This window comes from Actinomadura sp. NPDC049382, assembly GCF_040677125.1.
In the GTDB taxonomy this organism is placed as follows: domain Bacteria; phylum Actinomycetota; class Actinomycetes; order Streptosporangiales; family Streptosporangiaceae; genus Spirillospora; species Spirillospora geliboluensis.
Genome location: NZ_JBFARO010000049.1, coordinates 1 through 25,657, shown reverse-complemented (window position 1 = coordinate 25,657; position 25,657 = coordinate 1). Strand labels below are relative to the sequence as shown.

The window sequence follows — 25,657 nt, the reverse complement described above, 5'->3', positions numbered from 1 at the left end:
AGGCGCGCGGTGTGCGGACTAGTTTCGCTCCCCGGTGGTCGTCTCCACCTTCACTGCGCCAGTCACGTGCACGCCATCATAACGGGCCGCCCGCGGCCGGGCCGGGACGGAGACGACGAACAGCCCGCCGAGCAGGAGCAGCGACCCGGCGGCGACCGGCGCCGACAGCCGCTCCCCCAGCACGGCGACGGCGAGGGCGGCGGCCACGAGCGGTTCGGCGAGGCTCAGCGTCCCGGCGGTCGCGGCGGCCACCCGGCCGAGGCCGGTGACGAAGAACATGTACGCGGCCGCCGTCGCGGCGATCCCGAGCCAGCCGACCAGCACCGCCGACCGGGGCGCGGCGAGGGCCGGCAGCTCCGCCAGGGTCCAGGGCAGCAGCGCCGCTCCCCCGGCGAGCAGGGTCACCGACACGGCGGCGGCCATCCCCGCGTCCCGTCCGGTGAGGACCTTGGCCGACACCGTGTAGACGCCGAAGCACGTCCCGGCGGCGAGGCTCAGCAGCACCCCGACCGGGTCGACGTGGACGGCCGGCCCGGGGACCATCAGCAGCGCGACGCCGCCGACCGCGCACCCCGTCCCCGCCCACCACCGGCGGCTCAGCCGCGTCCGCAGCACGAGCCGCTCGCACAGCCCGGTGGAGACCGGCGCCAGCCCGAACACCACGGCGGTCGCGACGGCGGCGCCGGTGCGGTCGACCGCGCTGAAGAACGCCGCCTGGAACGTCCCGGTGGCGGCGGAGGCCGCCGCGAGCGGCGCCCACGTCCGCCGGGTCAGCGTGCGGAACGCGCGCCGGTCCAGCGCGAGCACCAGCAGGGCCAGGACCAGCCCGCCGGACATGATCCGCGCCCCGCCGACGGCGACCGGGGCCGCGTCCGGCGCGGCCAGCACCTGCGCGGGCCCGACCGTCCCCCAGAGCACCCCGGCGGCCAGTACCAGCAGCGGCCCCGACACATCGTTTCGTCGGTCCATGAGACCGAACCTAGAAGGACATGCGGGAATGAAGTCTGCATAGCAGTCACACGTTCGGACTAGCTGCCCTCACCCGGTGATAATTCGCCTCGCGGCAGGCAAAGCATCGCTCAGCTGTAGGACGTTCGGCTCTCGCGCGTGCCCGCCGCCGGAAGTTCGGACTGCTCCACCGGCTGCACGTAGTCGTAGACCACCGTGGTGCGGACGTCCACGAACTCCTTGCGGCGCGCCAGCCGGTCCAGCACGAAGTCGCGCAGGTAGGCGGTGCTCGGCACCGCCACATGGACCAGCAGGTCCTCGTTGCCGGTCACGACGAAGACCCCGACGGCCTCGGGCATCGCGGCCATGCCGTCGCGCGCCGACTCGATCGCCTCCCGCGACTGCGGCCGGATCCGGATCGAGATCAGCGCCTGCACCCCGCGGCCGAGCCGCTCGAAGTCGACGGCGGCGTGGAACCCGGTGAGGACGCCCCGCGCCCGCAGCGCCCGCGTCCGCTCCAGCGCCGTGGACGGCGCGATCCCCACCGCCTCGGCCAGTTCCCGGTTGGTCTGCCGCCCGTCCCGCTGCAACCGCCGCAGGATCGCCTGATCGACCGCGTCCACCGGTGCCCCTCCCGATTCCTCCGCCGATGCCGAACTCCCGTTGCGCGAACCACGCCCGGAGGCCCCGTCCTCCGAAGATTATTCGACGGAGAGCCGCGCCTCCAGACCGTCCAGCAGGCAGTCGAGCGCGAAGCCGAACCGGCGCTCGGACTCGCGTCCGGCGTCGACCTCCCCCGCGGCGGACATCCGGGCGCCCAGCAGCGGATGCTCGTCCGCGACCCGGCTCAGGTACTCCGCGGCCCGCTCGCGCCACCGCGCGGCGCCGCCGGCCGGCTCCAGCGCGGCCCGCCAGGACGTCTCCGCCACCACGGCGCCGAGGACGTGGTCGGTGACGGCGGACAGCGCGGCGTCCAGGTCGGGCCCGGTGAACCCGGCGCCGGCCAGGATCGTGAGCCCGGCCTCGCTGAGCGCCAGCGCGTTCGGGCCGAGGGAGGGCCGGCCGGACAGTCCGGACAGCACCCAGGGGTGGCGCAGCAGCATCGCGCGCTGCGTCCGGGCCAGGGTGCCCAGCGCGTTGCGCCAGTCCCCAGAGGGCTCGGCGCCGCCGCCCGCACGGACCTCCGCGAGCGTCTCCCCGAGGACCTCGTCCAGGGCCAATTCCAGCAGTTCGTCCTTGGTGTCGACGTACCAGTACAGCGAGCCCGCCGTCACGCCCAGCTCGGACGCCACCCGCCGCATGGAGAGCCCGCGCACGCCGTCCGCGTCGAGGATGCCGACCGCCTGGGCGACGATCCGCGCGCGGCTGAGCCGCCGGTCGCGCGACGGACGCTCGGGGCGCAGCCAGACGGAGGGCGAGTCGGTGGGCATGCCCCCACCCTAGCCCCGGGCTGCACGTCGTTCAGCTTCCCTTATACAGTGTTCAGTAACTCTGAACACCGTTCAATGGAGCGCTGATGGTGGCGGACGTGCACGCGACAGTGTGGGACGAGACGGGCGGGACGGGGCCGCGCGCGCTGCTCGTCCACGGCTCCACGGCCTGGGGCGACGACCCCCTTCTCGGCTTCGCGGCGCAGCGGCCCCTGGCCGGGCACGGCTTCCGCGTCCTCGCGGTGGACCGCCGCGGCCACGGCCGCAGCGCCGGCACGGGCTCGGCGGAGTACGCGAGCGACTACCGGGCCGACGCCGCCGACATCGCCGGGCTGATGGGCGACGGCGCCCATCTCGTCGGGCACTCCTACGGCGCCGTCGGCGTCATGCTGGCCGCCGCACGCCGCCCGGAGGCGGTGCTGTCGCTGGCGCTGATCGAGCCCGGCTCGTACCAGGCGGCGGCGGACGACCCGGTCGTGGCCGCCGCGCTGCGCGCCAACCGGGAGGCCATCGCGAACGTCCCCGCGGACGTGACCGCCGGCGACTACCTGAGGGCCGCCGCCGACTCGGCCGGGATGCCGCCGCTGGAGCCGACCCCGGAACGGCTGCGGGCGGCCGGCGCGGCGCTCCGCGAACGGCTGTGCTGGGAGGCGCCGATCCCGGTCGCCGAACTCGCCGCGGCGCCGTGGCCGAAGCTCGTACTGTCGGGGACCTGGGAGAGCGCGCCCGCCCTCTACCGGGAGCGGGGCGGCGCACCGCTGATGGCGTGCGCCCGCGTCACGGCCGAGCGGATCGGGGCGCGGCTCGTGCGCATCCCGGGCGCGGCGCACTACCCGCACGTGGAGCGGCCTGACGCGGTGAACGCGGCGCTCCGCGCCCTGTGGACGTCCTAGGGCGGCGCGGGGACGCGAACGGCCCGGCCCCTTCCGGGGAGCCGGGCCGGATGACGCCGGTGCGGTGCGCGTGCGGCTAGCGGGCCGCGGCCTCCATGGCCTGCTTCACGGCGGCGCGCTTCTCGCGGAGCTTGGCGAGCGCCTCCTCCAGGATGGCCTCGCCGTCCTCGTCGCTCCGGCGCTCCTTCACGTACGCCAGGTGCGTCTTGTAGGGCTCGGTCTTCGGCGGCGCCGGGGGGTTCTCCGCGTCCTGGCCGGCGGGGAACCCGCAGCGCGGGCAGTCCCACGTCTCGGGGACCGCGACGTCCGTCGCGAAGCTGGGGCGGGTCTCGTGCCGGTTGGCGCAGTAGAAGGTCACCCAGACACGGGGGGCGGCGTCGCCGCGCTCCGCCTCTCCCATCGGACCGGCCCCGACGCGGCTGCCCCGAATCGCGTTGCCACTACCCACGGAATACTCCTCGCTCGGTGTTCCGCCGCCGTCCGTGACCTCCTGGGACGGCGGCGGCGATCGCAAATGTCAGACGGGTGGCTCAGCCGACGCCCTTGTGCTTGAACAGCAGCCCCAGCACGACGATCGAGGCGAACCACAGCACCCCGACGCCGACCGTCAGCCGGTCGAGGTTGCGCTCGACCACGGACGACCCGCCCAGGGACGACGACACCCCGCCGCCGAACATGTCCGACAGCCCGCCGCCCTTGCCCTTGTGCATCAGGACGAGGACCACCATCAGCAGGCTCGTGACGATGAGCACGATGGACGTTGCGATGATCACGATTCTTCAGCGCCTTTGTCTGTAGGTCGGGGACGGAGGGTCGAGCCGGGCGGTTTACCCGTCAGCTACGAAGGGTACGACGAACTACCCGCTGGTTCGGCAAGAACCCCCAGTTCACGCAGAATTGATCAGTTTTGATCAGACGGGGAGATCCCGGTACCGGCAGATCTTGACGAATTCTCCCGGGTCCAGGCTGGCACCACCGACCAAGGCGCCGTCCACGTCGTCCTGCGCCATGAGCTTGGCCACGTTGCCGCTCTTGACCGAACCGCCGTACAGGATACGCACCTCGTCGGCCAATCCGCCGTCGTACAGCTCGGCGAGCCGCGTTCTGATCGCGGCGCAGACCTCCTGCGCGTCCTGCGGGGTGGCGACCTCGCCGGTGCCGATCGCCCAGACCGGCTCGTAGGCGATCACGGTGCGCCGCACCTGGTCGGCGGGGATCTTCTCCAGCCCGCCGTCCAGCTGGGTCAGGCAGTGGCGGACGTGCTCGCCGGCCTTGCGGACCTCCAGGCCCTCCCCGATGCACAGGATCGGGGTGATGTCGGCGGCGAGCGCGGCCTTGGCCTTGGCGTTGACGACCGCGTCGTCCTCGGCGTGGAACTGGCGGCGCTCGGAGTGCCCGACGACGGCGTAGTCGCAGCCGAGCTTGGCGAGCATCGACGCGGCGATCTCGCCGGTGTAGGCGCCGGAGGCGTGCTGGGAGACGTCCTGGGCGCCGTACTGGATGGCGAGCCGGTCGGCGTCCACGAGCGTCTGCACCGACCGGATCGCCGTGAACGGCGGGATCACGGCGATGTCGACGGCGTCGTAGTCGGCGTCCTTGAGCGCGAACGCCATCTTCTGGACGAGCGCGATCGCCTCGAGGTGGTTGTTGTTCATCTTCCAGTTGCCCGCCATGAGCGGCTTGCGGCCGCTCTGCTTGCCGGAAGAAGAGGTCGCGGGGGCCATCGGTCAGTCCTCCAGGGCCTGCAGGCCGGGCAGCGTCTTGCCCTCGAGGTATTCGAGGCTGGCGCCGCCGCCGGTCGAGATGTGGGAGAAGGCGGCCTCGTCGAAGCCGAGTTGCCGGACGGCCGCGGCCGAGTCGCCGCCGCCGACCACGGTGAACGCGCCGGAGTCGATGAGGCCCTGCGCGACGGCGCGGGTGCCGTGCGAGTACGGCTCCATCTCGAACACGCCCATGGGGCCGTTCCAGAACACCGTCCGGGCGTCGGCGAGGCGCGCGGCGAACAGCTTGCCGGACTCGGGGCCGATGTCGAGGCCGAGCCGGTCGGCGGGGATCGCGTCGGCGGCGACCACGGCGTGGTCGGCGTCGGCGGCGAACGCGGTGGCCGCGACGATGTCGACGGGCAGCACGAACTCGACGCCCGCCTCCTCGGCCCGCCGCAGGTACGCGCGCACGGTGTCGAGCTGGTCCTCTTCGAGGAGGCTCTTGCCGACCTCGTGGCCCTGGGCCTTGAGGAAGGTGAAGACCATGCCGCCGCCGATCAGGATGCGGTCGGCCTTGCCGAGCAGGTTGTCGATCACGCCGAGCTTGTCGGACACCTTGGAGCCGCCGAGCGCGACCGCGTAGGGGCGGGCGACGTCCTCGGTGAGCTTCCTGAGCACCTCGACCTCGGCGGCGATCAGCCCGCCGGCGGCGTGCGGGAGCCGCCGCGGCACGTCGTACACCGACGCGTGCCTGCGGTGCACCGCGCCGAACCCGTCGCCGACGTAGATCTCGGCGAGGGCGGCCAGCCGGTCGGCGAAGGCGCCGCGCTCGGCGTCGTCCTTGCTGGTCTCGCCCGGCTCGAAGCGCAGGTTCTCCAGCAGCGCGACGCCGCCGTCCGCGAGGCCCTCGGCCGCGGCGCGGGCGGAGTCGCCGACGACGTCGGACGCGAACGCCACGTCCGCGCCGAGCAGCTCGCCCAGCCGCGCCGCGACGGGGGCGAGCGAGAACTCGGGCTTGACCTCGCCCTTGGGCCGGCCGAGGTGGGCGCAGACGATGACCTTGGCGCCCCGGGCCCGCAGCGCCTCGATCGTCGGCAGGCTGGCCCGGATCCGCCCGTCGTCGGTGATGGCGCCGTCCTTCAGCGGGACGTTGAGGTCCGCGCGGACGAGCACCTTCCTCCCGGCGACGTCGAGATCGTCAATGGTGCGCATCGGGATGCGATGTCCTTCCGTACACGGCCGCGCCGTGGCCGCGCGCCCCCTCCCGGGCGCGCCGCGGCCACGGCGGCGACGGCTTCGGTTACAGCTGCGAGCCGACGAGCTTGACGAGGTCGACGAGGCGGTTGGAGTAGCCCCACTCGTTGTCGTACCAGCCGACGACCTTCACCTGGTCGCCGATGACCTTGGTCAGCCCGGAGTCGAAGATGCAGGACGCCGGGTCGGTGACGATGTCGCTGGAGACGATCGGGTCCTCGGTGTAGGTGAGGTAGCCCTTCAGCGCGCCCTCGGTGGCGGCCTTCTTGAACGCCTCGTTGACCTCCTCGACCGTGACGTCGCGGGACACGGTGACGGTCAGGTCGGTGGCGGAGCCGGTCGGCACCGGGACGCGCAGGGCGTAGCCGTCCAGCTTGCCCTTCAGCTCGGGCAGCACGAGGCCGATGGCCTTGGCGGCGCCGGTGGAGGTCGGCACGACGTTCAGCGCGGCGGCGCGGGCGCGGCGCAGGTCCTTGTGCGGCGCGTCCTGCAGGTTCTGGTCCTGCGTGTAGGCGTGCACCGTCGTCATCAGGCCCTTCTCGATGACGAAGTTGTCGTGCAGCACCTTGGCCAGCGGGGCCAGGCAGTTGGTGGTGCAGGACGCGTTGGAGATCACGGTGTGCTGCGCCGGGTCGTACTTGTCATCGTTCACGCCCAGCACGACCGTGACGTCCTCGTTCTTGGCCGGGGCGGAGATGATCACCTTCTTCGCGCCGTTGTCGGCGTGCACCTTGGCCTTGGTGGCGTCGGTGAAGAAACCGGTCGACTCCACGACGATGTCGGCGCCGACATCGCTCCACTTCAGGTTGGCGGGGTCGCGCTCGGCGAACGCCTTGATCGCCTTGCCGCCCACGACGATCTCGTCGGCGGTGGCGCGCACGTCCTCGGGGAAACGGCCGAGAATGCTGTCGTACTTGAGCAACTGGGCGAGCGTGGCGTTGTCGGTCAGGTCGTTGACCGCCACGATCTCGATGTCGGCCCCGCTCGCCTTGACAGCGCGGTAGAAGTTGCGGCCGATCCGGCCGAACCCGTTGATGCCTACTCGGATGGTCACGGAACGGCTCTCCCTCACGTCGTATCGCCCGGCATGAACCCGGACTGTCAACTACGGTGATTCCGGGGTTCTCCCCCGCCCTCGACCCTATCCAATGACTCGCGGGTAGCCCGACACCGGTGGTGTGGGTTTTCACGGGTGAGTCCGCCGTCCCCCGGCCGGGGGATTTCTCCGCCCGCACCCCAGCTCACGGCATTCGTCGATCATCACTACACTCGCCCACCATGTGGCGCGCGTGCTCTGCTCTGGTGATCGGCCTGCTGCTCGCGTGCGCGGCGCCGCCCGCGGCGGCGGCCCCGCTGGAGCGCGCCAAGCCGGTGAGCCGCGTCGACCACCTCGCCGCCGAGCTGCGCCGCGACCCGGTGTACGTGACCGACCACGCGCCGCGGGCGCTGCCGCCGGACGCCGCCCAGCGGATCAAGAAGGCGGTCGCCCGCCTCGGCGTGCCCGTCTACACCGCGGTGACCCCGGCCTACCTCGTCGACCGCTACTCGACCGACGACCTGGTCCCGCTCCTGCACGACAGCCTCGGCAAACCGGGCGTCTACATCGTCGCCGACCCGGCCCAGACGTCGCTCTCGGCCGTCCAGTACGGCGGGGCGACGCTCCCGGTGAAGGACGCGATGCGCGCCGCGATGTACGAGCTGCCCAACGACGCGGGCGCGGTCGCGGCGATCGAGCGGTTCGTGGAGATCGCCCTGTCCGGGCAGGCCAAGGAGCGGTACGAGAACGCGGGCCCGCGCCCGAAGTCCAAGGTCCGCATCGCCCTGGACGCCCGCGAGCGCTCCGAGCGCGAGGCGGCCCGCGCGGAGCGCAACGCCTTCGCCACCGGGACGGCCCTCAGCGGCGTCCCCCTCCTGCTCCTCCTGCTGTGGCTGCGATGGCGGCGCCACAGCAGGCGCCCGGCAGTGAACGCGAAGAAGGCCGGAAAGCAAGGGAAGCGCCGGTGAACACCGTCATCCGGATCCTCGCCCTCGCGGCCGCGCTGCTGGCCGTCCCGCTCCTCACCGCGCCCGCCGCCGCGAGCGAACCCATCCCCGCGTACGCGCAGCACCGGCTGGACCGGGTGGCCGCGGCCCTCGCCAAGGACCCCCTCTTCATCGACCCCGACATGGTCTCGGCGCTCGACGAGGCCGGACGCGCCCGCGTCCGCGCGGCCATGAAGTCGGCGGCGGACGCGCTCGGCGCGCCCGTCTACGTGGTGGTGATCCCGAACAAGTCCGAGTCGGAGAGCCAGGGCAGGGACGACGTCTTCCTGCACGGGATCCACGACCGGCTCCGCCGCGACGGCCTCTACGTCCTGGTCAACTCGTCCGCGTGGTTCGAGGAGAAGGCGTTCGGCGTGCCGCGCCGGCTGTACGCCATCGACGACGACCGCGCGCAGCGCCCCGCCGACTCCGAGCGCCGCTTCGCCGACCTGGCCGACCGCCTCGCCACCCGGCTGCGGATCATCCAGGACGCCCCGTCCCGCACCCCGGAGACCCCGCGCCTCTACACCACGCCGGACCCGTTCGGGCAGGAGCACACGCTGCGGACGGTCGAGCCCGAGACCAAGCCCCCCTTCCTCACCGGCCTGCTACTCGCCGGCCCGTTCGCCGCGCTCGTGCTCTACGGCGCCGGCGCGGGCGCCGCCGCCTACCGCCGCCACCGCCGCAGGCCCCGCGCCCCCGCGGCCGTCGGGGCCGTCGAGAGCCATGCCAACGCGCCCGCCGACCCCTCCGTGAAATGGCTGCGCCGCACGGGCGCCAAGGAACTGGAGCGCCTGCGGGGCCTGCTCCCCGCCGCCGCGGAGGGCAACCACGGCCGCGAGTACGCGGTGTCGGCCTACGACGTCGCGCAGATCCTCTACGACGACGCCGCCGAGGACCCCGAACGCGCGCTCGACCTCGCCGGAGCGATCGTGCTGGCCCGCCAGGGCCGGGCGGCACTGGCGGGCAAGACCGCGACACCCACGCCACCGTGCTTCATCAACCCGCTGCACGGCCCGTCCTCGCAGCGCCGCAAGGTGCAACTGGGCGACGCCCGCGCCAGGCGCCGCCCCGTCTGCTCGACGTGCGCCAGCAAGAGCACAGCGGCCCTGGCCGAACGGACGCTGAAGGTCCCCGGCCCCAGCGGTCGACGCCCGCACTACGCCGTCCCCGGGGTCTGGAAGGACACCGGTTTCGGGGCCGACGGCGACCTGATCCCCCGCATCCAGGAGTATCTCGGTGTCGAGTGAACCGTCCCCGGGCGAGCGGCTCGCCGCGGCGCTGCGGCGCTCCCCCGTCTACGTCGACCCCTCGCTGGCGTCCGCGCTGCCGCAGGCCGACCGCGACCGGCTCATCGCCAAGTTCCGCAAGCTGCCCGTACCGGTGTTCGTCGTCCTCGTCCCGCTGGTCAAGGGCGGCACCTGGAGCGACGACGACCAGCTCGCGACGGTCGTGCACGCGAAACTCGGCCGGGACGGCGTCTACATCACCTTCAGCGACATCGGCGACGACCTGCGCGCCAAGGAGTTCGGCGGCGACCACCAGGCCCGCTACGCCGCCTGGGCGGTGTCCTTCGACCGCGCCTACGACGACGCGTCCGTCGCGGACCGCCTCAACCGGATCGCCGACCTCATGCTGTCGGGCGACGCGAAGAAGGAGTACGACCGCCAGTCCGCGCTGATCCAGAAACGCGCCAACCAGCGACGCTCCGAACAGGGCCTCCGCACGGACGACGACGGCTCCTCCGCGCTCCCCCTCGCACTGGGCGGCGCCGGGATCGCGGCGGCCGGGGTGGCGGGCCTGCTCCTGTGGCGCCGCCGCCGCATGGCCTCGGTCCGCCGTGACGACAGCGCGCTGCTCCTACCCCGCACGGTCTTCTCCACGGCGAAGCGCGCCAGCGAGGACCAGCTCCGCGAGCAGGCGTCCCATGAGGTCATCGCGTTCGGCGAGCTCCTCGACACCACCGACGTGCGGGTGTCCGGGGAGCGGACCGGCGAGCTGATGACCCGGGCGCTGGACGCCTACCAGGCGGCCGGCAAGACCCTGGACCGGGCGCGCGGCGTCCCCGACCTGGCGGGCGTGCTCGTCCTGGTCGACCAGGGCCGCGACGCGCTCGCGTCCGCCCGGGCCGTCGCCGCCGGGAAGCCGGAGATCCCCCCGAGCCCGCTCTGCTTCTTCAACCCGCTGCACGGCGACGCGGGCTCCCGCATCGACTGGCGCCCCATCGGCTCCCGCCGCCGCCTCCGCGTCCACGCCTGCCGCGACTGCGCCCGCGCCGCCCGCGCGAAGGAGACCCCGGACATCCTCATGGACCGCCGGGACGGCCGCGACGTCCCCTACTTCGAGGCCGACCCGTCCAAGAGCGTCTGGGCCGAAACCGGCTACGGCCACCTGAGAGAAGACCTGGTCCCCCGAATCCTCAGAGGCGACCACACCCCCCGCTGACGCCCCAGGCCCCACACTGCGCGAGGATCGCCTGCGCCGTTGAAGGAGCCTTGTGCCACAACCTCAGCCCCGGCACGGGTCGGGCGGCCGGAGGGCGCCCCAGCGCCCGGAGGCCGCCCGACCCGCCGAGCCGGGCGACCGCAGCGACACGACGCAGACCCGCACGGTCACAAGAACCGAAACCGTGGCGTGAGGATCGACCGGCTCGCAACGGGGGTTCCAGGGGGTCGCCCCCCAGGGAAAACACAGCCCCCCTGGGTAAACAGCGCTACCCCAGCATGTCCGCCGTGAGGTTGGCCTCGGTGCCGGGGATGCCCTGGTCGGTGGCGCGTTTGTCGGCCATGGCGAGGAGGCGGCGGATGCGGCCGGCGATGGCGTCCTTGGTGAGGGGCGGGTCGGCGAGCTGGCCGAGTTCCTCCAGGGACGCCTGCTTGTGCTCCAGGCGGAGGCGGCCGGCCTTGACGAGGTGGTCGGGGGCGTCGTCGCCGAGGATCTCCAGGGCGCGGGCGACGCGGGCGCCGGCGGCGACGGCGGCGCGGGCGGAGCGGCGCAGGTTCGCGTCGTCGAAGTTCGCGAGGCGGTTGGCGGTGGCGCGGACCTCGCGGCGCATGCGGCGCTCCTCCCAGGCGAGGACGCTGTCGTGCGCGCCGAGCCGGGTGAGCAGGGCGCTGATCGCGTCGCCGTCGCGGACGACGACGCGGTCGACGCCGCGGACCTCGCGGGCCTTGGCGTGGATCTTGAGCCGGCGGGCGGCGCCGACGAGGGCGAGCGCGGCCTCGGGGCCGGGGCAGGTCACCTCCAGCGACATGGAGCGGCCGGGCTCGGTGAGGGAGCCGTGGGCGAGGAAGGCGCCGCGCCAGGCCGACTCGGCGTCGCAGGCCGCCCCCGCGACCACGTGCCGGGGCAGGCCGCGGACGGGCCGGCCGTTGTTGTCGATGAGCCCGGTCTGCCGGGCGAGCGACTCGCCGTCCCGGAACACGCGGACGACGTAGCGGTTGCCCTTGCGCAGCCCGCTGGGCGCGAGCACGACGACCTCGGAGGTGTGCCCGAACACCTCCGCGATGTCCTTGATCAGGCGCCGTGCCGCGACGCCGGTGTCGATCTCGGCCTCGATCACGATCCGCCCGCTGACCAGGTGCAGGCCGCCCGCGAACCGCAGCAGCGTCGAGACCTCGGCCTTGCGGCAGCACGGCTTCATGACCGTGAGCCTGCTCAGCTCGTCCTTGACCACACCGGTCATCGCCATCTGATGAACCCTCCCCCTATCGGACTCCCAGCAGTGTGGCCGATGCCGACCACGCGGGATGTCACTCGCTGAAAATCTGTACCAAGGCTTGGGCCAGCCGGGCGGGTTCATGACGCGGCGAGCCGTCGTCGGCGGCGACGTCGGCGAGGACCAGCCGCCCCCCGAGCGCCTGGACGGCCTTGTCGAGCGCGGCCGGGTCGTCAACCACGCCGCCGTCGGCGAGGACGACGTCGACCCGCAGGTCCGGCGCGTGCGCCTGCAGGACCTCCAGGTGGGTTTGCGGCGAGAAGTCGTCGGTCTCGCCGGGCTGCGGCGCGAGGTTCAGCGCGACGACGCGGCGGGCGCGGGCGGTGGTGAGGGCCCGGGCCAGCGCGGGCACCTTGAGGTGCGGCAGGACGCTGGTGAACCAGGAGCCGGGGCCGAACACGATCCAGTCGGCGTCCTCGACGGCGGCGAGCGCCTCGGGGCACGCGGGCGGGTCGGCGGGCACGAGCGAGATGCCGAGCACGCTGCCGGGCGTCTTCGCGCACGCCACCTGCCCTTTGACGCGGGTGACCTCGCCGGGGCGGGCCGGGTCGGCGCCGCGGACCTCGGCGACGATGTCCATCGGGACGGCCGCCATCGGCAGCACGCGGCCGTGCGCGCCGAGCAGCCGGCCGACCCAGTCGAGGCCCGCGACGGTGGAGCCGGCGGTCCCGGCGCCGCCGAGCAGCTCCCACAGCGCGACGATCAGCAGGTTGCCGACGGCGTGGTCCTTCAGGTCGCCCTCACTGCCGAACCGGTGCTGGACGACGTCCCGCCAGGTCTGGCCCCATTCGTCATCGCCGCAGAGGGCGGCGAGCGCCATCCGCAGGTCGCCGGGCGGCAGCACGCCCAGTTCGCGGCGGAGCCGCCCGCTGGAGCCGCCGTCGTCGGCGACGGTGACGACGGCCGTCAGCCGGTCGGTGACGCGGCGCAGCGCCGACAGGGAGGCGTACAGGCCGTGGCCGCCGCCGAGCGCGACGACCTTCGGGCCCTCCGTCGAGCCAGAAGGCTTCACCGTGCCGTTTCTCTCCTCGTCCGGGACCCGCGGGTGCTCATTCGCGGCCGAGGTCACGGTGGGCGACCTGCACCTCGATGCCCTCGTCCCGCAGCCGGGCGGCGATCTGTTCCGCCATGGCCACACTACGGTGTTTTCCACCGGTGCATCCCACGGCGAGCGTCACGTAGTGCTTGCCCTCGCGCTCGTAGCCGTCGGCGAGGAGCCGCAGGACCTCGGAATAGGCGTCCAGGAACTCCTTGGCGCCGCGCTGCCCGAGCACGTAGTCGCGGACGGCGGTGTCGCGGCCGGTCTTCGGGCGCAGCTCCGGCACCCAGTGCGGGTTCGGCAGGAACCGGCAGTCGACGACGAGGTCGGCGTCGACCGGCAGGCCGTACTTGTAGCCGAACGACACCACGGTGGCGCGCAGGCTGGACTCGCCGGTGTCGTTGCCGAAGAACCCGATGATCTTGTTGCGCAGCTCGTGCACGTTGAGCCCGCTGGTGTCGATCACCAGGTCGGCCTCGGCGCGCACCTCGCGGACCAGCTCCCGCTCGCGGGCGATGCCGTCGACCAGCCGGCCGTCGCCCTGCAGCGGGTGCGGGCGGCGGACGCTCTCGAACCGGCGCACCAGGTCGGCGTCGCCGGCCTCCAGGAACACCACCCGGGGGTGGACGCCGCGCGCCTCCAGCTCGGCGATCGAGGAGTGCAGGTCCGCGGTGAAGGCGCGGCTGCGCACGTCCACCACGACCGCGATGCGGGGCACCGCGTCCTTCACCCGGCCGCCGAGGTCGGCCATCGTGGCGAGCAGCCCCGGCGGCAGGTTGTCGACCACGTACCAGTCGAGGTCCTCCAGGGACTTGGCCGCGGTGCTGCGGCCCGCCCCCGACATGCCGGTCACGATCACGATGTCCGGGATCTTCGTCTCGCTGGTCATCCCCGTCTCCCCCTGTGCTCCCCGTCGCCCGTGCCGCCCGCCGCCTCGCGCGCCGGGACGGTACCGCCGTGCAGCGCCGCGACGATGCTCTCGGCGCTGCGCATGCCGATCCCCGGGACCTCGGCGACCTGCTCGGGCGTCGCGTCCTTCAGCCGCTTGAGCGAGCCGAAGTGCTTCAGCAGCGCCGCGCGCCGCGCCGGGCCCAGACCCGGAACGTTATCGAGTTCGCTGGCCGTCATGGACTTGGACCGCCGCTGCCGGTGGAAGGTGATGGCGAAACGGTGCGCCTCGTCGCGTACCCGCTGGACGAGGAACATGCCCTCGCTGTTGCGCGGCAGGATCACCGGATCGGCCTCGCCGGGCAGCCACAGCTCCTCCAGCCGCTTGGCGATGCCGCACACCGCGATGTCGTCCACGCCCAGCTCGTCGAGGGCGCGCTGCGCGGCGGCGACCTGCGGCGGGCCGCCGTCGACGATCACCAGGTTGGGCGGGTAGGCGAACTTGCGCGGCCGGCCGGTCTCGGGATCGATCGGCTGGTGCGCGCCCTCCTCCTCGGGATCGCCCAGGTGGTCCAGCTCGCCCATCTTCTCGCTCTCGGCGAGGTAGCGGCGGAACCGGCGGCTGATCACCTCGTGGATGGAGCGGACGTCGTCCTGCCCCTCGACGGCCTTGATCGTGAACCGGCGGTACTCGCTCTTGCGGGCCAGGCCGTCCTCGAACACGACCATGGACGCGACCACGTTCGTGCCCTGCAGGTTCGACACGTCGTAGCACTCGATGCGCAGCGGCGCCTCGTCCAGCTCCAGGGCGTCCTGGATCTCCTGGAGGGCGCGGCTGCGGGTGGTGAGGTCGGACGCGCGGCGCGTCTTGTGCTGCTTCAGCGCCTCGTGGGCGTTGCGGGCCACCGTCTCCAGCAGGGCCTTCTTGTCGCCGCGCTGCGGGACGCGCAGCCGCACCGGGCCGTCGCGCTGCTCCGACAGCAGCTCGGCCATGGCGTCCGCGTCGGGCGGCAGCGCCGGGACGAGCACCTCCCGGGGCACCGACTCGATCTCGCCGTAGATCTGGATGAGGAAGTTCTCCACCAGGTCGGCGGTGGTGACCTCCTCGACCTTGTCGACCACCCAGCCGCGCTGCCCCCGGATGCGGCCGCCGCGCACGTAGAACACCTGGACGGCCGCCTCCAGCTCGTCCTCGGCGAAGGCGATCATGTCGCAGTCGGTGCTGTCGGGCAGCACGACGGCCTGCTTCTCCAGCGCCCGCTCCAGCGCGCGGATGTCGTCGCGGAGCCGGGCGGCGCGCTCGTACTCCTGGGACGCGGCGGCCTCGCGCATGTCGCGTTCGAGGCGGCGGGTGAACCGGGAGGTGTTGCCCGCCATGAAGTCGCAGAAGTCCTCGGCGAGCAGGCGGTGCTCGGCCGGCGAGACGCGGCCGACGCACGGCGCGGAGCACTTGCCGATGTAGCCGAGCAGGCAGGGCCGGTCGAGCTGGTGCTGCCGCTTGAACACGCCGGCGCTGCACGTCCGGACGGGGAACACGCGCAGCAGCTGGTCGACCGTCTCCCGGATCGCCCACGCGTGCGAGTACGGCCCGAAGTAGCGCACGCCCTTGCGTTTCGCGCCGCGCATCACCATCACCCTCGGGAAGTCCTCGTTCAGGGTGACGGCGAGGTACGGATAGGACTTGTCGTCCCGGTAGCGGACGTTGAACCGGGGGTCGAACTCCTTGATCCAGGAGTACTCCAGCTGGAGGGCCTCGACCTCGGTGCCGACGACCGTCCAGTCGACCCGGGCGGCGGTCCGCACCATGGTCTGCGTGCGCGGGTGCAGCGCCGAGAAGTCGGCGAAGTAGGAGTTCAGCCGCGAGCGCAGGCTCTTCGCCTTGCCCACGTAGATGACCCGGCCGTGCTCGTCGCGGAAGCGGTACACCCCCGGGGACTCCGGGATGGAGCCGGGTGCGGGTCGGTAGGTCGCCGGATCTGCCACGCTCAAAAGCCTAGTGGGCGGTACCGACACGCCGTGCTCCCGTGCGCGTCCGGCCCGATCGGGGACGGTGCCGGGGTGACATAGATCTCCCTTCCGGGTCGGATGACCGCAAAGGCAGCGGAAAGAGAAGGTCGAACGAAGGTCGTCGATCGTCGGAGGAGGTCGCCGCGCACATGTCCGCACTCTGGGCGTGGGTCGTCCTGGCGGGCGTCGTCGCCACGTCCGTGGTCGTCGTGGAGGCGGGGCGCCGCCTGCTCGCCGGGCGGCTGTCGCACCGCTGGCCGGGCGCGGGCCGGGTCGCCCGCCGCGTCGCGGCGCCCGCGTTCGCGTTCGCGGCGGTCGTCAGCGCCAACGCCGCGATGCCCTACCACCTGCTGCACGGGCAGCCCGACGGAGCCGTCCGGCACGTGCTGCGGATCGCGGCCATCGGCGCCACCACCTGGCTGGTCCTGCGGATCGGGTACGCGCTGAGCGACCCGCCGCTGGAGCGGCTGATGCGGATCGAGGGCGAGCGCAACCGGCGGGCCCGGCGCGCCCGCACCCAGATGCTGCTGCTGCGCCGGATCGCGGCCGTGCTGATCGTGGTCCTCGCGGTGGGCGCGGCGCTGTTCACCTTCCCGGGCGTGCGCGCGGTCGGCGCCGGGGTGCTGGCCTCGGCGGGCGTCGCCGGGCTGGTCGTCGGCATCGCCGCCCGGCCCACCCTCGGCAACCTGCTCGCCGGGCTGCAGCTGGCGTTCAGCGACGCGCTGCGGCTGGACGACATCGTCGTCACCCAGGGCACCTGGGGGCGGGTCGAGGAGCTGACGCTGTCGTACGTGGTGCTCCGGCTCTGGGACGACCGGCGGATGATCTTCCCGGTGTCGCACTTCACCGAGCAGCCGTTCGAGAACTGGACCCGGCACTCCAGCCGCCTGCTCGGGTCGGTGGAGCTGCACGTGGACTGGACGGTGCCGGTCGAGGAGCTGCGGGCCGAACTGTACTCGGCGCTCCAGGACAACCCGCTGTGGGACCGGCGCGAATGGGTACTGCAGGTCGTGGAGACCCAGCCGAACGGGCTGATCACGCTGCGCGCGCTGATGAGCGCCGCCGACTCGGCGAGCACCTGGGACCTGCGCTGCGACATCCGCGAGCATCTCATCGCCTACATCCGCGACCACCACCCGGAGGCGGTCCCCCGGTTCCGGGTCGGGTCGGTCCCGGTCGCCGACGGCGCCGCACCCTCCCCCGACGGGGCGGCGCCGGACGTCCCGCCGGGCACGGAGGGCGGCGCCTCGGCCGGCGTGAACGCGCCGGACGACCCCGACGGCGGGCGGGCCGGCCCGGCCGGGGACGGCCCGCCGCCGAAGCGGCTCAGGCGAGCATGATCTTGTCGCCCTGAACGGTGACCTTCCTGGCCTCCAGCGGCTCGTCGGCGGGCGGGTTCGCCACCGAGCCGTCGGTGATCTTGAACTTGCTGCCGTGGCAGGGGCAGTTGATCGTCCCGCCGGACACCGAGCCGACGCTGCAGCCGCGGTGCGTGCAGGCGGCGGAGAAGGCCGTGAACCGGCCCTGCTCCGGCTGGCAGACGACGACCTTGGCGTCCTCGAACACCTTGCCGCCGCCGACCGGGATCTCGCCGGCGGACGCGAGCGCGGTTCCGGCCGCCCCGCCCTTGCCCGGCTCCGCCCCGGAACCGGCGTCCGAGCCGCCGGACCCGCCGCCGTCACCCGACCCGCCGCACGCGGCCGCCAGCCCGGCCACACCCGCGAGCCCCGCGCCGACGAGCAGCGTCCTGCGGCTGCGCGGCTCCCCCGGCTCCTGCTCCGTCCCGTCCGCCTGCGTCTCGGACGCCTCTGCCATGCTCGCCCCTCCGGTGGGTTCCCTCGATCGATCCGTCACCGGGAAGCACGGACGAGCGCACCGGATGGTTCAAACCGGAACCAACATCAGGTGACGACGATGCCGCCGTTCCGCACCTGGACGGGGTACTCCCGCAGCGGCTTGTCCGCCGGGCCCTTCACCACCGAGCCGTCCGTGATCTTGAAATCGCTGCCGTGGCACGGGCAGTTGATCAGCCCCTGCCTCACGCTGCCCACCGTGCAGCCCTGGTGGGTGCAGACCGCCGTGAACGCCTTGAAGGTGCCCTGCGTGGGCTGCGTCACGACGACCTTCTCGTCCCCGTAGATCTTCCCCCCGCCGACCGGGACGTCCGCGGCCTTCGCGATCTCCTTGCCCTTGAGGTCCTGCGCGGACTTCACCTCGTTGCCGGAGGCGCACCCGGCGAGCGCGGCCGCGCCGACCACCCCGGCGCCGCCGTACAGCACCGCACGGCGCCCGATGTCCCCGTCCCCGGCAGCCCGGGGCGTCGCGTTCTCTGCCATGGGTCCATCTTGGTGGACGGACGCGGGCGCCTCGAACCGGCCCCGGTCTAGCCGAGGATCTTCTTGAGGAACTGCCCGGTGTGGCTGGCCTCGACCGCGGCGATGTCCTCGGGGGTGCCCGCGGCGACGACCGTGCCGCCCCGGGAGCCGCCCTCGGGGCCCATGTCGATGATCCAGTCGGCGGTCTTGATGACGTCCAGGTTGTGCTCGATCACGATCACCGTGTTGCCCTTGTCGACCAGGCCGTTCAGCACGCCGAGGAGCTTGCGGATGTCCTCGAAGTGCAGGCCGGTGGTCGGCTCGTCCAGCACGTAGATCGTGCGCCCCGTGGAGCGCTTCTGCAGCTCGGACGCCAGCTTGACGCGCTGCGCCTCGCCGCCCGACAGGGTCGGCGCTGGCTGGCCCAGCCGGACGTACCCGAGGCCGACGTCGTTGAGCGTCTTCAGGTGCCGGTGGATCGCCTTGATCGGCTCGAAGAACTCGGTGGCCTGCTCGATCGGCATGTCGAGCACCTCGGAGATCGTCTTGCCCTTGTAGTGGACCTCCAGGGTCTCCCGGTTGTAGCGGGCGCCGTGGCAGACCTCGCACGGGACGTAGACGTCCGGCAGGAAGTTCATCTCGATCTTGATGGTGCCGTCGCCGGAGCAGTTCTCGCAGCGGCCGCCCTTGACGTTGAAGGAGAACCGGCCCGGCTGGTAGCCGCGCACCTTCGCCTCGGTGGTCTGCGCGAACAGCTTGCGGATGTGGTCGAACACGCCGGTGTAGGTCGCCGGGTTCGAGCGCGGCGTGCGCCCGATCGGCGACTGGTCGACGTGCACGACCTTGTCGAGCTGGTCGACGCCGTTGACCCGCTTGTGCTTGCCGGGGACGGTCTTCGCCCCGTTCAGCTTCTTGGCGAGCGAGTTGTAGAGGATGTCGTTGACCAGCGTCGACTTGCCCGACCCCGACACGCCGGTGACGGCGGTGAGGACGCCGAGCGGGAACGCCACGTCCACGTCGCGCAGGTTGTTCTGCTGCGCGCCCTTGACGGTGACCTCGCGGCCCTTGGCGCGCGGCCGGCGGATCTGCGGGACGGCGATCTCGCGCCGCCCGTCGAGGTAGGCGCCGGTCAGCGAGCGGTCGGACTTCTTCAGGTCCTCGACGGTGCCGGACACGACGATCTCGCCGCCGTGCTCGCCCGCGCGGGGGCCGATGTCGACGATCCAGTCGGCGGCGGCGATGGTGTCCTCGTCGTGCTCCACGACGATCAGCGTGTTGCCCATGTCGCGGAGCCGGATCAGCGTCTCCAGCAGCCGGTGGTTGTCGCGCTGGTGCAGGCCGATGGACGGCTCGTCCAGCACGTAGAGGACGCCGACCAGGCCCGACCCGATCTGCGTCGCGAGCCGGATGCGCTGCGCCTCCCCGCCGGCGAGCGTCGCCGACGCCCGGTCGAGGGTGAGGTAGTCGAGGCCGACGTCCAGCAGGAAGCCGAGCCGGGCGTTGATCTCCTTGAGCACCCGCTCGGCGATCTTCTTCTCGCGCTCGTTCAGCTCCAGCGCCAGCAGGAACTTCGCGGCCTCGCCGATCGGCAGCGCGGCGACCTCGGCGATCGACATCCCGCCCATGGTGACGGCCAGCACGACCGGCTTGAGCCGGGCGCCCTCGCACGTCGGGCACGGGATCTCGCGCATGTAGCCCTCGAACCGCTCCCGGCTGGAGTCGCTCTCGGACTCGGCATGCCGCCGCTGGATGTAGGGGATCACGCCCTCGTAGGCGGTGTAGTACGACCTCGTCCGGCCGTAGCGGTTCTTGTACCGCACGTGGACCTGGGTCTCGTGCCCGTTCAGGACGGCCTTGCGGGCCTTGGCGGGCAGCTTGTGCCACGGGGTGTTCAGGTCGAACCCCATGGCGTCGCCGAGGGCCGACAGCAGCCGCAGGAAGTAGTCGCTCACGTGCCCGTTCGACCACGGCTGGATGGCGCCCTCGCCGAGGGTCAGCTCCTCGTCCGGCACGACCAGCTCGGGGTCGACCTCCATGCGCGTCCCCAGCCCGGTGCAGTCGGGGCAGGCGCCGTAGGGCGAGTTGAACGAGAACGAGCGGGGCTCCAGCTCCTCGAACGACAGGTCGTCGTAGGGGCAGTAGAGGTGCTCGGAGTACATCCGCGTGCGCTGCTCGTCGTCCTCGGGGAGGTCGACGAAGTCGAGGACGATCGTGCCGCCCGCGAGCCCGAGCGCGGTCTCCACCGAGTCGGCGAGCCGCTGGCGCGCGGAGTCCTTCACCGAGAGCCGGTCGACCACGACGGAGATGTCGTGCTTCTCCTGCTTCTTGAGCTTGGGCGGCTCGTCCAGGCGGATCATCTGCCCGTCCACCAGCGCCCGGGAGTAGCCCTTGGACTGCAGCTCGCGGAACAGCTCCAGGTACTCGCCCTTGCGCCCGCGGATCACCGGCGCCAGCACCTGGAAGCGGGTGCCGGGCTCCAGCTCCAGCACCCGGTCGACGATCTGCTGCGGCGCCTGCCGGCTGATCGGCCGGCCGCACTCGGGGCAGTGCGGGTGCCCGATCCGCGCGTAGAGCAGCCGCAGGTAGTCGTACACCTCGGTGATCGTCCCGACCGTCGACCGCGGGTTCTTGCTGGTCGACTTCTGGTCGATCGACACCGCCGGGGACAGCCCCTCGATGAAGTCGACGTCGGGCTTGTCCATCTGGCCGAGGAACTGCCGGGCGTACGCCGACAGCGACTCCACGTACCGGCGCTGCCCCTCGGCGAAGATGGTGTCGAACGCCAGGCTGGACTTGCCGGACCCCGACAGACCGGTGAACACGATCATGGAGTCCCGCGGGAGGTCGAGCGAGACGTCCTTCAGGTTGTGCTCGCGTGCTCCACGCACGATGAGTCGGTCATGCACGGTGTGAATCCGGTTCCTCTTCTGGGGCGCGGCGATGGGAGAGAGACGGGCCGTCTCAAGGCTAGCCACGGGGTAGGACAGAATCCCCCGACTCTGTAACGACGGCGCCCGCCGCCGCATTTCACGAAGCTACCCGCCCGTCCCCACCGGTCCGGACGGCACACCAAACCGTACACGTGTTCGAACATCGCCCGCCACCACAACACCCGAACCCCACGCGCCCCATGAGGCACCCCACCCACAGGGGCTACTCGTCGTCCAGGGCGTAGCTGAGGTAGCGGTCGGCGGAGCGGCGGACGGCGTCCTTGCCGTCGGTGTAGACGATCTTCTTCCACCAGGCGCCGTAGACGCGGTCGAAGTCGTAGGGCTCCAGCAGGCGCAGCGCGCGCCGGACGGTGCGGGGCCGCTCCGGGATGTAGTTCGGGTAGCTGTACATGAAGCTCACCCAGTCGCGGTCGTTGACGACCTGCAGGATGTCGCCGGAGAACAGGGCGCGGGCGTCCCGCCAGTGCAGCACCTGGCCGCCGTCGAAGTGGACGCCGGCGTTGATGAGCGTGAGGCCGTCCGCCAGTTCGTGCGTGTCGCCCTCCCAGAAGACGACCGCGTCGTCGGGGCGGGCCACCCACCGGCGGTCGGCCTCGTGGATGTAGACGGGGGCGTCGAACGCGTGCGCCCACTCGATCATGGTGCCGTAGTAGTGCGGGTGGCTGATCGCGATCGCGGAGACGCCGCCGAGGTCGTTCACCCGGCGGACCAGGTCGTCGTCCAGGTAGGTGATCATGTCCCAGAGGACGTTGCCGGACGGGGCGCGCAGCAGCAGGGCGCGCTGGCCGATGGCGAAGGACGGCTCGGTGCCGATCCCGACGATGTCCGGCCCCTCCTCGGCGATCCGCGCCCGGTGGTTCTCGCGGAGCTCGGTGAGGGTCGTCCACCGCTGGCCGTCCCAGCCGACGTACTGGCGCTCGTCCTCGCAGATGGGGCAGTCGGGCCGGGGTCCGCCGTACTGGGCGCCGCAGGTCGCGCAGATCGGAAGGTCCATGATCACCACTCTGGCACGGGACGGGCGGGTGCGACAGGATGGAGCGTCGTTTCCGGCCGAGGAGGGGGCATGGACTGGCGGGGCGTGATCGGGGAGCTGGACGCGGGCACGGAGCGCATCATCGGGACGCTGGAGGGGCTCGGCGAGGCCGGGCTGCGCGGCCCGTCGGCGCTGCCGGGGTGGAGCCGGGGCCATGTCGCCACGCACATCGCCCGCAACGCCGACTCCCTGTGGAACCTGCTCGAATGGGCGCGGACGGGCGTGGAGATCCCGCAGTACCCGAGCCTGGACAAGCGCAACGCCGACCTCGACGCGGGCGCGGGGCGCGGTGGCGCCGAGCTGGTCGCGGACGTCCGCGCGACCGCCGAGCGGTTCGCCGAGCAGGCCCGGAGCCTGCCCGAGGAGGTCTGGAACGCTCCGGTGAAGGCGATGCAGGGCTGGGCGCATCCGGCCTGGTACACGGTGTACCGCCGGTGGAACGAGGTGGAGGCCCACCACGTCGACCTCGCCGCCGGGTACGGGGCCGCCGACTGGCCCGAGCCCTACGTCCGGTGGGCGGCGGCCGCGACGCTGGCGGACATGGCGGCCCTGCCGGGCAAGTCGCGCGGTGAGCTCGCCGGGTACCGGATCACCGCGACCGACTCCGGGGAGTCCGCCGACCTCGGCTGGACGGCGGGCGGGCCGGAGGCGTCGGGGTCGGGGCGGGCGCTGCTCGGCTGGCTGTCCGGCCGCACCGGCGGGGAGGGCGTGCACGTCCGCCCGGACGGCCCGCTGCCGGTGCCGCCGCCCTGGCCGCACCCGCCGTCGGGGTTCTAGCGTCAGTCGCGGCCGGCGAGGCGGCGCAGGGCGCCGGCGGAGCGGACGACGATCGCGTTGCGGGCGACGGTGAGGCCGTCGCGCAGCGGTTCGGCGGCGAGGATCTGCGCGACCTTCCGGCGGCCCATCCCGGCCCAGCGGCCGAGGTCCTGCTGGGAGATCGGGACCTGGACGTGCACGCTCTCCTCCGGCGCGCCGTCCGGCCCCTCCTCCTTGACGGGGGTGCCGAACCGGCCGGCCAGCCGCAGCAGCCGACTGGCGAGGCGGCGCTCGGGGTCGTCGGGGAAATGGGCGATGCGCAGGTCGTTGGAGTCGCGCAGCCGCTCGGCGAGGACGGCGGCGACGGCCCAGACCGCGCCGGGGTGGGCGTCCAGGACGGCGCGGAACCGGGCGGCGGGCAGCACGAGCGCCTCCACCCGGGTCATCGCCTCGCAGTTGGCGTGCCGGATGCCGTCGTCCGCCGCCTCCACCTCGCCGACCAGGTCGCCGGGGCCGAGGACGTCGAGGATGGCGGTCTCGCCGTCCCGGTCCACCCAGACCTTCACGGCGCCGGCGCGCAGCACGAAGACCTGGGACGCGCGGGTGTGCTCGCGCATCAGGAACGCGCCCGGCCTGATCACCACCGGGGTCGCGGCGGCGCGCAGCGCCTCCCTGGCACGCGGGCTCAGCGCGTCCCAGAACGGGGTCTCCACCCTCTCACCTCCTTCCCGCCGGGGCCGCGACGCGCCTGCGTGTCCTCGTCAAGTGAACGCTGCGTCCGCGGGAAGAACCACCCCGTCCTCCAGGCCCCCGCCCGCCGCCGATCAATGGACGAGCTCCGCGCGAACCTCACTTTTCACATGTCGAGTGATCTTTCCGATTCAAGCAGGTTGTCGAGGGCGCGGACGCGCCGGGCGCAGTCCGCCGCGGCGGCCCGGTCGCCGAGCGCGCGGTGGGAGTCGCCGAGCAGCTCCAGCGCCGCCCGGAGGCCGCGCCGGTCGTCCATGTCGCGGCGCACGACGATCTCCGCGCCGACGTGCTCGACGGCACGGGCGTGCTTGCCGAGCAGCTGGGACGCGCGGGCCATCGTGTGCAGCGCGTGCGCCTGCTCGCGGGCGGCGCCGAGCTCGGCGGCGAGGTCGAGGGCGCGCCGCCCGGTCTCCAGGGCGTCGTCGGCGCGGCCGAGGTCGAGGTGGATGGCGGCGAGGTGGACCAGGCCGGTGGCCTCGCTGTGCCGGTCGCCGACCTCGCCGAGGAAGCGCAGCGCCTCCGACTCCTCGGCGAGCGCCTCCTCCGGGCGCCCGGCGCGGCGCAGCACGGCGGCAAGGGTGTCCAGGCCGACGCCGAGGCCGTACCAGTCGCCGCCCGAGCGGCGCAGGTGCAGCGCCTGCCGGGCGGCGTGCTCGGCCTCCACGGGCAGGCCGAGCCAGGAGTAGGTGCGGGCGAGGCTGCCGAGGGTCCCGGCCATGCCGCTGCGCGCGCCGAGCTGGTGCCACAGGTCGAGGGCCTCCAGGCCGAGGACGAGGGCCTCCTGGGGGCGGCCGAGGCGGCGCATCACGACCGACAGGTGCTCCAGGTCGTGGGCCTCGCCGTGCTGGTCGCCGATCTCGCGGCGGATCTCCAGCGCGCGCAGCAGGTGCTCGCGCGCCTCCCGGTACCGCCCGAGCCGCCAGTGGACGATCCCGATCTGCGCGAGCGCCTCGGACTCGCCGTGCCGGTCGCTGGTGTCGCGGTGCAGGCGCAGCGCCTCGCCGCAGTAGGTGAACGCCTCGGCGAACTTGCTGGCCTCGCACATCAGCATCCCGAGCGTGGTCAGCGCGCGCGCCTCCCCGTGGCGTCCGCCCAACGCGCGGTAGGTGCGCAGGGCCTGCTCGGCGTCCTGCTGCGCCATGTCGCGCAGCCCGAGCGCGGCGTTCATGCGGGCGAGCTCGGTCAGCGCCTGCGCGGCGCCGTGCATGTCAGCGAGCTCCTGCCGGATGGACAGCGCTTCCAGCGCGTGCGTCACGGCCTCGTGGACGTTGCCCTGGCGGCGGTGGACGCCGGCCACGGTGATCAGGGTCTCGGCCACGCCCGCCTGGTCGTCGATCCGGCGCCGGACGGCGAGCGCCCGGTCGGCGTGCTCCAGCGCCGTCTCGTAGTCGCCGATGCCCAGGTGCGCGCGGGCGAGCGTGCTGCGGCTCTTGGCCACTCCCCCGTCGTCGCCGAGCCGCTCGTGGATCTCCAGGGACCGCCGCGCGTGGTCGATCGCCGTCAGGTAGCGGCCGAGGACGACGTGGACGTCCGCGAGCGTGGCCAGCGTGACGGCGTCCCCGAACGGGTCGGGCGGGTCGGCGGCCCGGAACCCGCGGCGCGCGTCCTCCCCGTAGCCGATGGCCTCGACGGAGGCGCCCAGCTCGAAGTGCGCGACCGCGAGGTTGTGCAGCATCACGGCCGCCGCCGGCCAGTCCTCCTCGGTGCGGGCGGCGTGCAGGCCCGCCTGCTGGACGGCGATGTTGTCCTCGCTGTAGCGGCGGAACTCCTGGAAGTCGAACAGCGCGTCGGCGAGTTCCCAGCAGGTGCGGTGCAGGCCGAGCCGGGCGGCCTGGTGGACGGCGGCGACCAGGTTGCGCCGCTCGGCCTCGAACCAGGCGAGCGCCTCCGCGCGCTCGTCCGCCGACGGGCGGCCCCGCGCCCCGCCCCGGTGCACGGTGGGGCGGGGCC

Annotated in this window: 24 protein-coding genes; 6 read left to right on the top strand and 18 right to left on the bottom strand. The window is 73.1% G+C overall.

Translation table 11 applies throughout. From position 1 onward, the window contains the following. Positions 1–18: 18 nt before the first annotated feature. The 3 genes from AB0K34_RS25930 to AB0K34_RS25920 form a co-directional block, all read right to left on the bottom strand. Entirely contained in the window at positions 19–969 is a 951-nt protein-coding gene (locus AB0K34_RS25930) for an EamA family transporter (protein WP_364551343.1), read from the bottom strand. 110 nt (positions 970–1,079) lie between these two features. Then, entirely contained in the window at positions 1,080–1,571 is a 492-nt protein-coding gene (locus AB0K34_RS25925) for an Lrp/AsnC family transcriptional regulator (RefSeq protein WP_138639947.1), read from the bottom strand. A gap of 78 nt (positions 1,572–1,649) precedes the next feature. Then, entirely contained in the window at positions 1,650–2,378 is a 729-nt protein-coding gene (locus tag AB0K34_RS25920; RefSeq protein WP_138639948.1) for a TetR/AcrR family transcriptional regulator, read from the bottom strand. An 86-nt stretch (positions 2,379–2,464) separates the two neighbouring features. Between AB0K34_RS25920 and AB0K34_RS25915 the strand changes: the two genes are divergently transcribed. Next, entirely contained in the window at positions 2,465–3,271 is an 807-nt protein-coding gene (locus tag AB0K34_RS25915; protein WP_364551339.1) for an alpha/beta hydrolase, read from the top strand. A gap of 76 nt (positions 3,272–3,347) precedes the next feature. Here AB0K34_RS25915 and AB0K34_RS25910 read toward each other — a convergent pair whose 3' ends face one another. The 5 genes from AB0K34_RS25910 to gap all read right to left on the bottom strand — a co-directional run bounded on the left by AB0K34_RS25910 (position 3,348) and on the right by gap (position 7,282). Further along, positions 3,348–3,719, bottom strand: a complete 372-nt coding sequence (locus tag AB0K34_RS25910; protein WP_138639950.1) for an RNA polymerase-binding protein RbpA — start codon at positions 3,717–3,719, stop codon at positions 3,348–3,350. Between the two features lie 82 nt (positions 3,720–3,801). Then, positions 3,802–4,044, bottom strand: a complete 243-nt coding sequence (gene secG / locus AB0K34_RS25905) for a preprotein translocase subunit SecG (RefSeq protein ID WP_089325828.1) — start codon at positions 4,042–4,044, stop codon at positions 3,802–3,804. Positions 4,045–4,182: 138 nt separating this feature from the next. After that, positions 4,183–4,995: a triose-phosphate isomerase gene (gene tpiA, locus AB0K34_RS25900; RefSeq protein ID WP_138639951.1), complete on the bottom strand. Its 813-nt coding sequence runs from the start codon at positions 4,993–4,995 to the stop codon at positions 4,183–4,185. Positions 4,996–4,998: 3 nt separating this feature from the next. Further along, the gene (locus tag AB0K34_RS25895; protein ID WP_364551334.1) at positions 4,999–6,186 is read right to left on the bottom strand and encodes a phosphoglycerate kinase; all 1,188 of its coding nucleotides are present in this window, start codon (positions 6,184–6,186) and stop codon (positions 4,999–5,001) included. Between the two features lie 88 nt (positions 6,187–6,274). Then, positions 6,275–7,282 (bottom strand): type I glyceraldehyde-3-phosphate dehydrogenase, encoded by a 1,008-nt coding sequence (gene gap / locus AB0K34_RS25890; protein ID WP_138639953.1) that lies wholly within the window; start codon positions 7,280–7,282, stop codon positions 6,275–6,277. A 224-nt stretch (positions 7,283–7,506) separates the two neighbouring features. Here gap and AB0K34_RS25885 point away from each other — a divergent pair, with 224 nt between their 5' ends. The 3 genes from AB0K34_RS25885 to AB0K34_RS25875 are packed head-to-tail and all read left to right on the top strand — an operon-like array spanning position 7,507 to position 10,695. Next, a complete protein-coding gene (locus tag AB0K34_RS25885; RefSeq protein ID WP_138639954.1) occupies positions 7,507–8,232 on the top strand; it encodes a hypothetical protein in 726 nt (241 codons plus the stop codon). Beyond that, the gene (locus tag AB0K34_RS25880) at positions 8,229–9,500 is read left to right on the top strand and encodes a hypothetical protein (protein ID WP_364551330.1); all 1,272 of its coding nucleotides are present in this window, start codon (positions 8,229–8,231) and stop codon (positions 9,498–9,500) included. Before AB0K34_RS25885 ends, AB0K34_RS25880 begins: the two co-directional genes overlap by 4 nt. After that, positions 9,490–10,695, top strand: a complete 1,206-nt coding sequence (locus AB0K34_RS25875; RefSeq protein WP_138639613.1) for a hypothetical protein — start codon at positions 9,490–9,492, stop codon at positions 10,693–10,695. The genes AB0K34_RS25880 and AB0K34_RS25875 overlap by 11 nt, the downstream gene beginning before the upstream one ends. Before the next feature lie 268 nt (positions 10,696–10,963). Here the strand turns inward: AB0K34_RS25875 and whiA are convergent, their stop codons facing one another. The 4 genes from whiA to uvrC all read right to left on the bottom strand — a co-directional run bounded on the left by whiA (position 10,964) and on the right by uvrC (position 15,878). Next, complete coding sequence (gene whiA / locus AB0K34_RS25870) at positions 10,964–11,941, bottom strand: DNA-binding protein WhiA (protein WP_138639614.1); 978 nt, start codon at positions 11,939–11,941, stop codon at positions 10,964–10,966. A 61-nt stretch (positions 11,942–12,002) separates the two neighbouring features. Next, positions 12,003–12,980 carry a uridine diphosphate-N-acetylglucosamine-binding protein YvcK gene (yvcK, locus tag AB0K34_RS25865; RefSeq protein ID WP_171069278.1) on the bottom strand — a complete coding sequence of 326 codons (978 nt, stop codon included), beginning with the start codon at positions 12,978–12,980 and terminating at the stop codon, positions 12,003–12,005. A gap of 37 nt (positions 12,981–13,017) precedes the next feature. Beyond that, positions 13,018–13,896, bottom strand: a complete 879-nt coding sequence (gene rapZ / locus AB0K34_RS25860) for an RNase adapter RapZ (RefSeq protein ID WP_138639616.1) — start codon at positions 13,894–13,896, stop codon at positions 13,018–13,020. Continuing rightward, entirely contained in the window at positions 13,893–15,878 is a 1,986-nt protein-coding gene (gene uvrC / locus AB0K34_RS25855) for an excinuclease ABC subunit UvrC (RefSeq protein ID WP_138639617.1), read from the bottom strand. The genes rapZ and uvrC overlap by 4 nt, the downstream gene beginning before the upstream one ends. Before the next feature lie 173 nt (positions 15,879–16,051). Here uvrC and AB0K34_RS25850 point away from each other — a divergent pair, with 173 nt between their 5' ends. Further along, positions 16,052–17,242, top strand: coding sequence for a mechanosensitive ion channel domain-containing protein (locus AB0K34_RS25850; RefSeq protein WP_240808299.1), 1,191 nt, complete (start codon positions 16,052–16,054; stop codon positions 17,240–17,242). Here AB0K34_RS25850 and AB0K34_RS25845 read toward each other — a convergent pair. The 4 genes from AB0K34_RS25845 to AB0K34_RS25830 form a co-directional block, all read right to left on the bottom strand. Continuing rightward, positions 17,229–17,717 carry a Rieske (2Fe-2S) protein gene (locus AB0K34_RS25845; RefSeq protein WP_364551323.1) on the bottom strand — a complete coding sequence of 163 codons (489 nt, stop codon included), beginning with the start codon at positions 17,715–17,717 and terminating at the stop codon, positions 17,229–17,231. The genes AB0K34_RS25850 and AB0K34_RS25845 overlap by 14 nt on opposite strands. An 86-nt stretch (positions 17,718–17,803) precedes the next feature. After that, complete coding sequence (locus tag AB0K34_RS25840) at positions 17,804–18,238, bottom strand: Rieske (2Fe-2S) protein (protein ID WP_364551321.1); 435 nt, start codon at positions 18,236–18,238, stop codon at positions 17,804–17,806. A gap of 47 nt (positions 18,239–18,285) precedes the next feature. After that, complete coding sequence (uvrA, locus tag AB0K34_RS25835; RefSeq protein WP_138639620.1) at positions 18,286–21,123, bottom strand: excinuclease ABC subunit UvrA; 2,838 nt, start codon at positions 21,121–21,123, stop codon at positions 18,286–18,288. Between the two features lie 247 nt (positions 21,124–21,370). Further along, positions 21,371–22,162, bottom strand: a complete 792-nt coding sequence (locus tag AB0K34_RS25830) for an MBL fold metallo-hydrolase (RefSeq protein WP_138639621.1) — start codon at positions 22,160–22,162, stop codon at positions 21,371–21,373. 69 nt (positions 22,163–22,231) lie between these two features. Between AB0K34_RS25830 and AB0K34_RS25825 the strand changes: the two genes are divergently transcribed. Continuing rightward, positions 22,232–22,978 (top strand): maleylpyruvate isomerase family mycothiol-dependent enzyme, encoded by a 747-nt coding sequence (locus AB0K34_RS25825; protein WP_301175204.1) that lies wholly within the window; start codon positions 22,232–22,234, stop codon positions 22,976–22,978. 2 nt (positions 22,979–22,980) lie between these two features. On the opposite strand, the gene AB0K34_RS25820 is transcribed toward AB0K34_RS25825, so the two are convergent. Then, complete coding sequence (locus AB0K34_RS25820) at positions 22,981–23,670, bottom strand: cyclic nucleotide-binding domain-containing protein (RefSeq protein ID WP_138640637.1); 690 nt, start codon at positions 23,668–23,670, stop codon at positions 22,981–22,983. Positions 23,671–23,813: 143 nt separating this feature from the next. Then, positions 23,814–25,657, bottom strand: a 1,844-nt coding sequence (locus AB0K34_RS25815) for a tetratricopeptide repeat protein (protein ID WP_364551318.1), incomplete at its 5' end; no start/stop codon positions are given.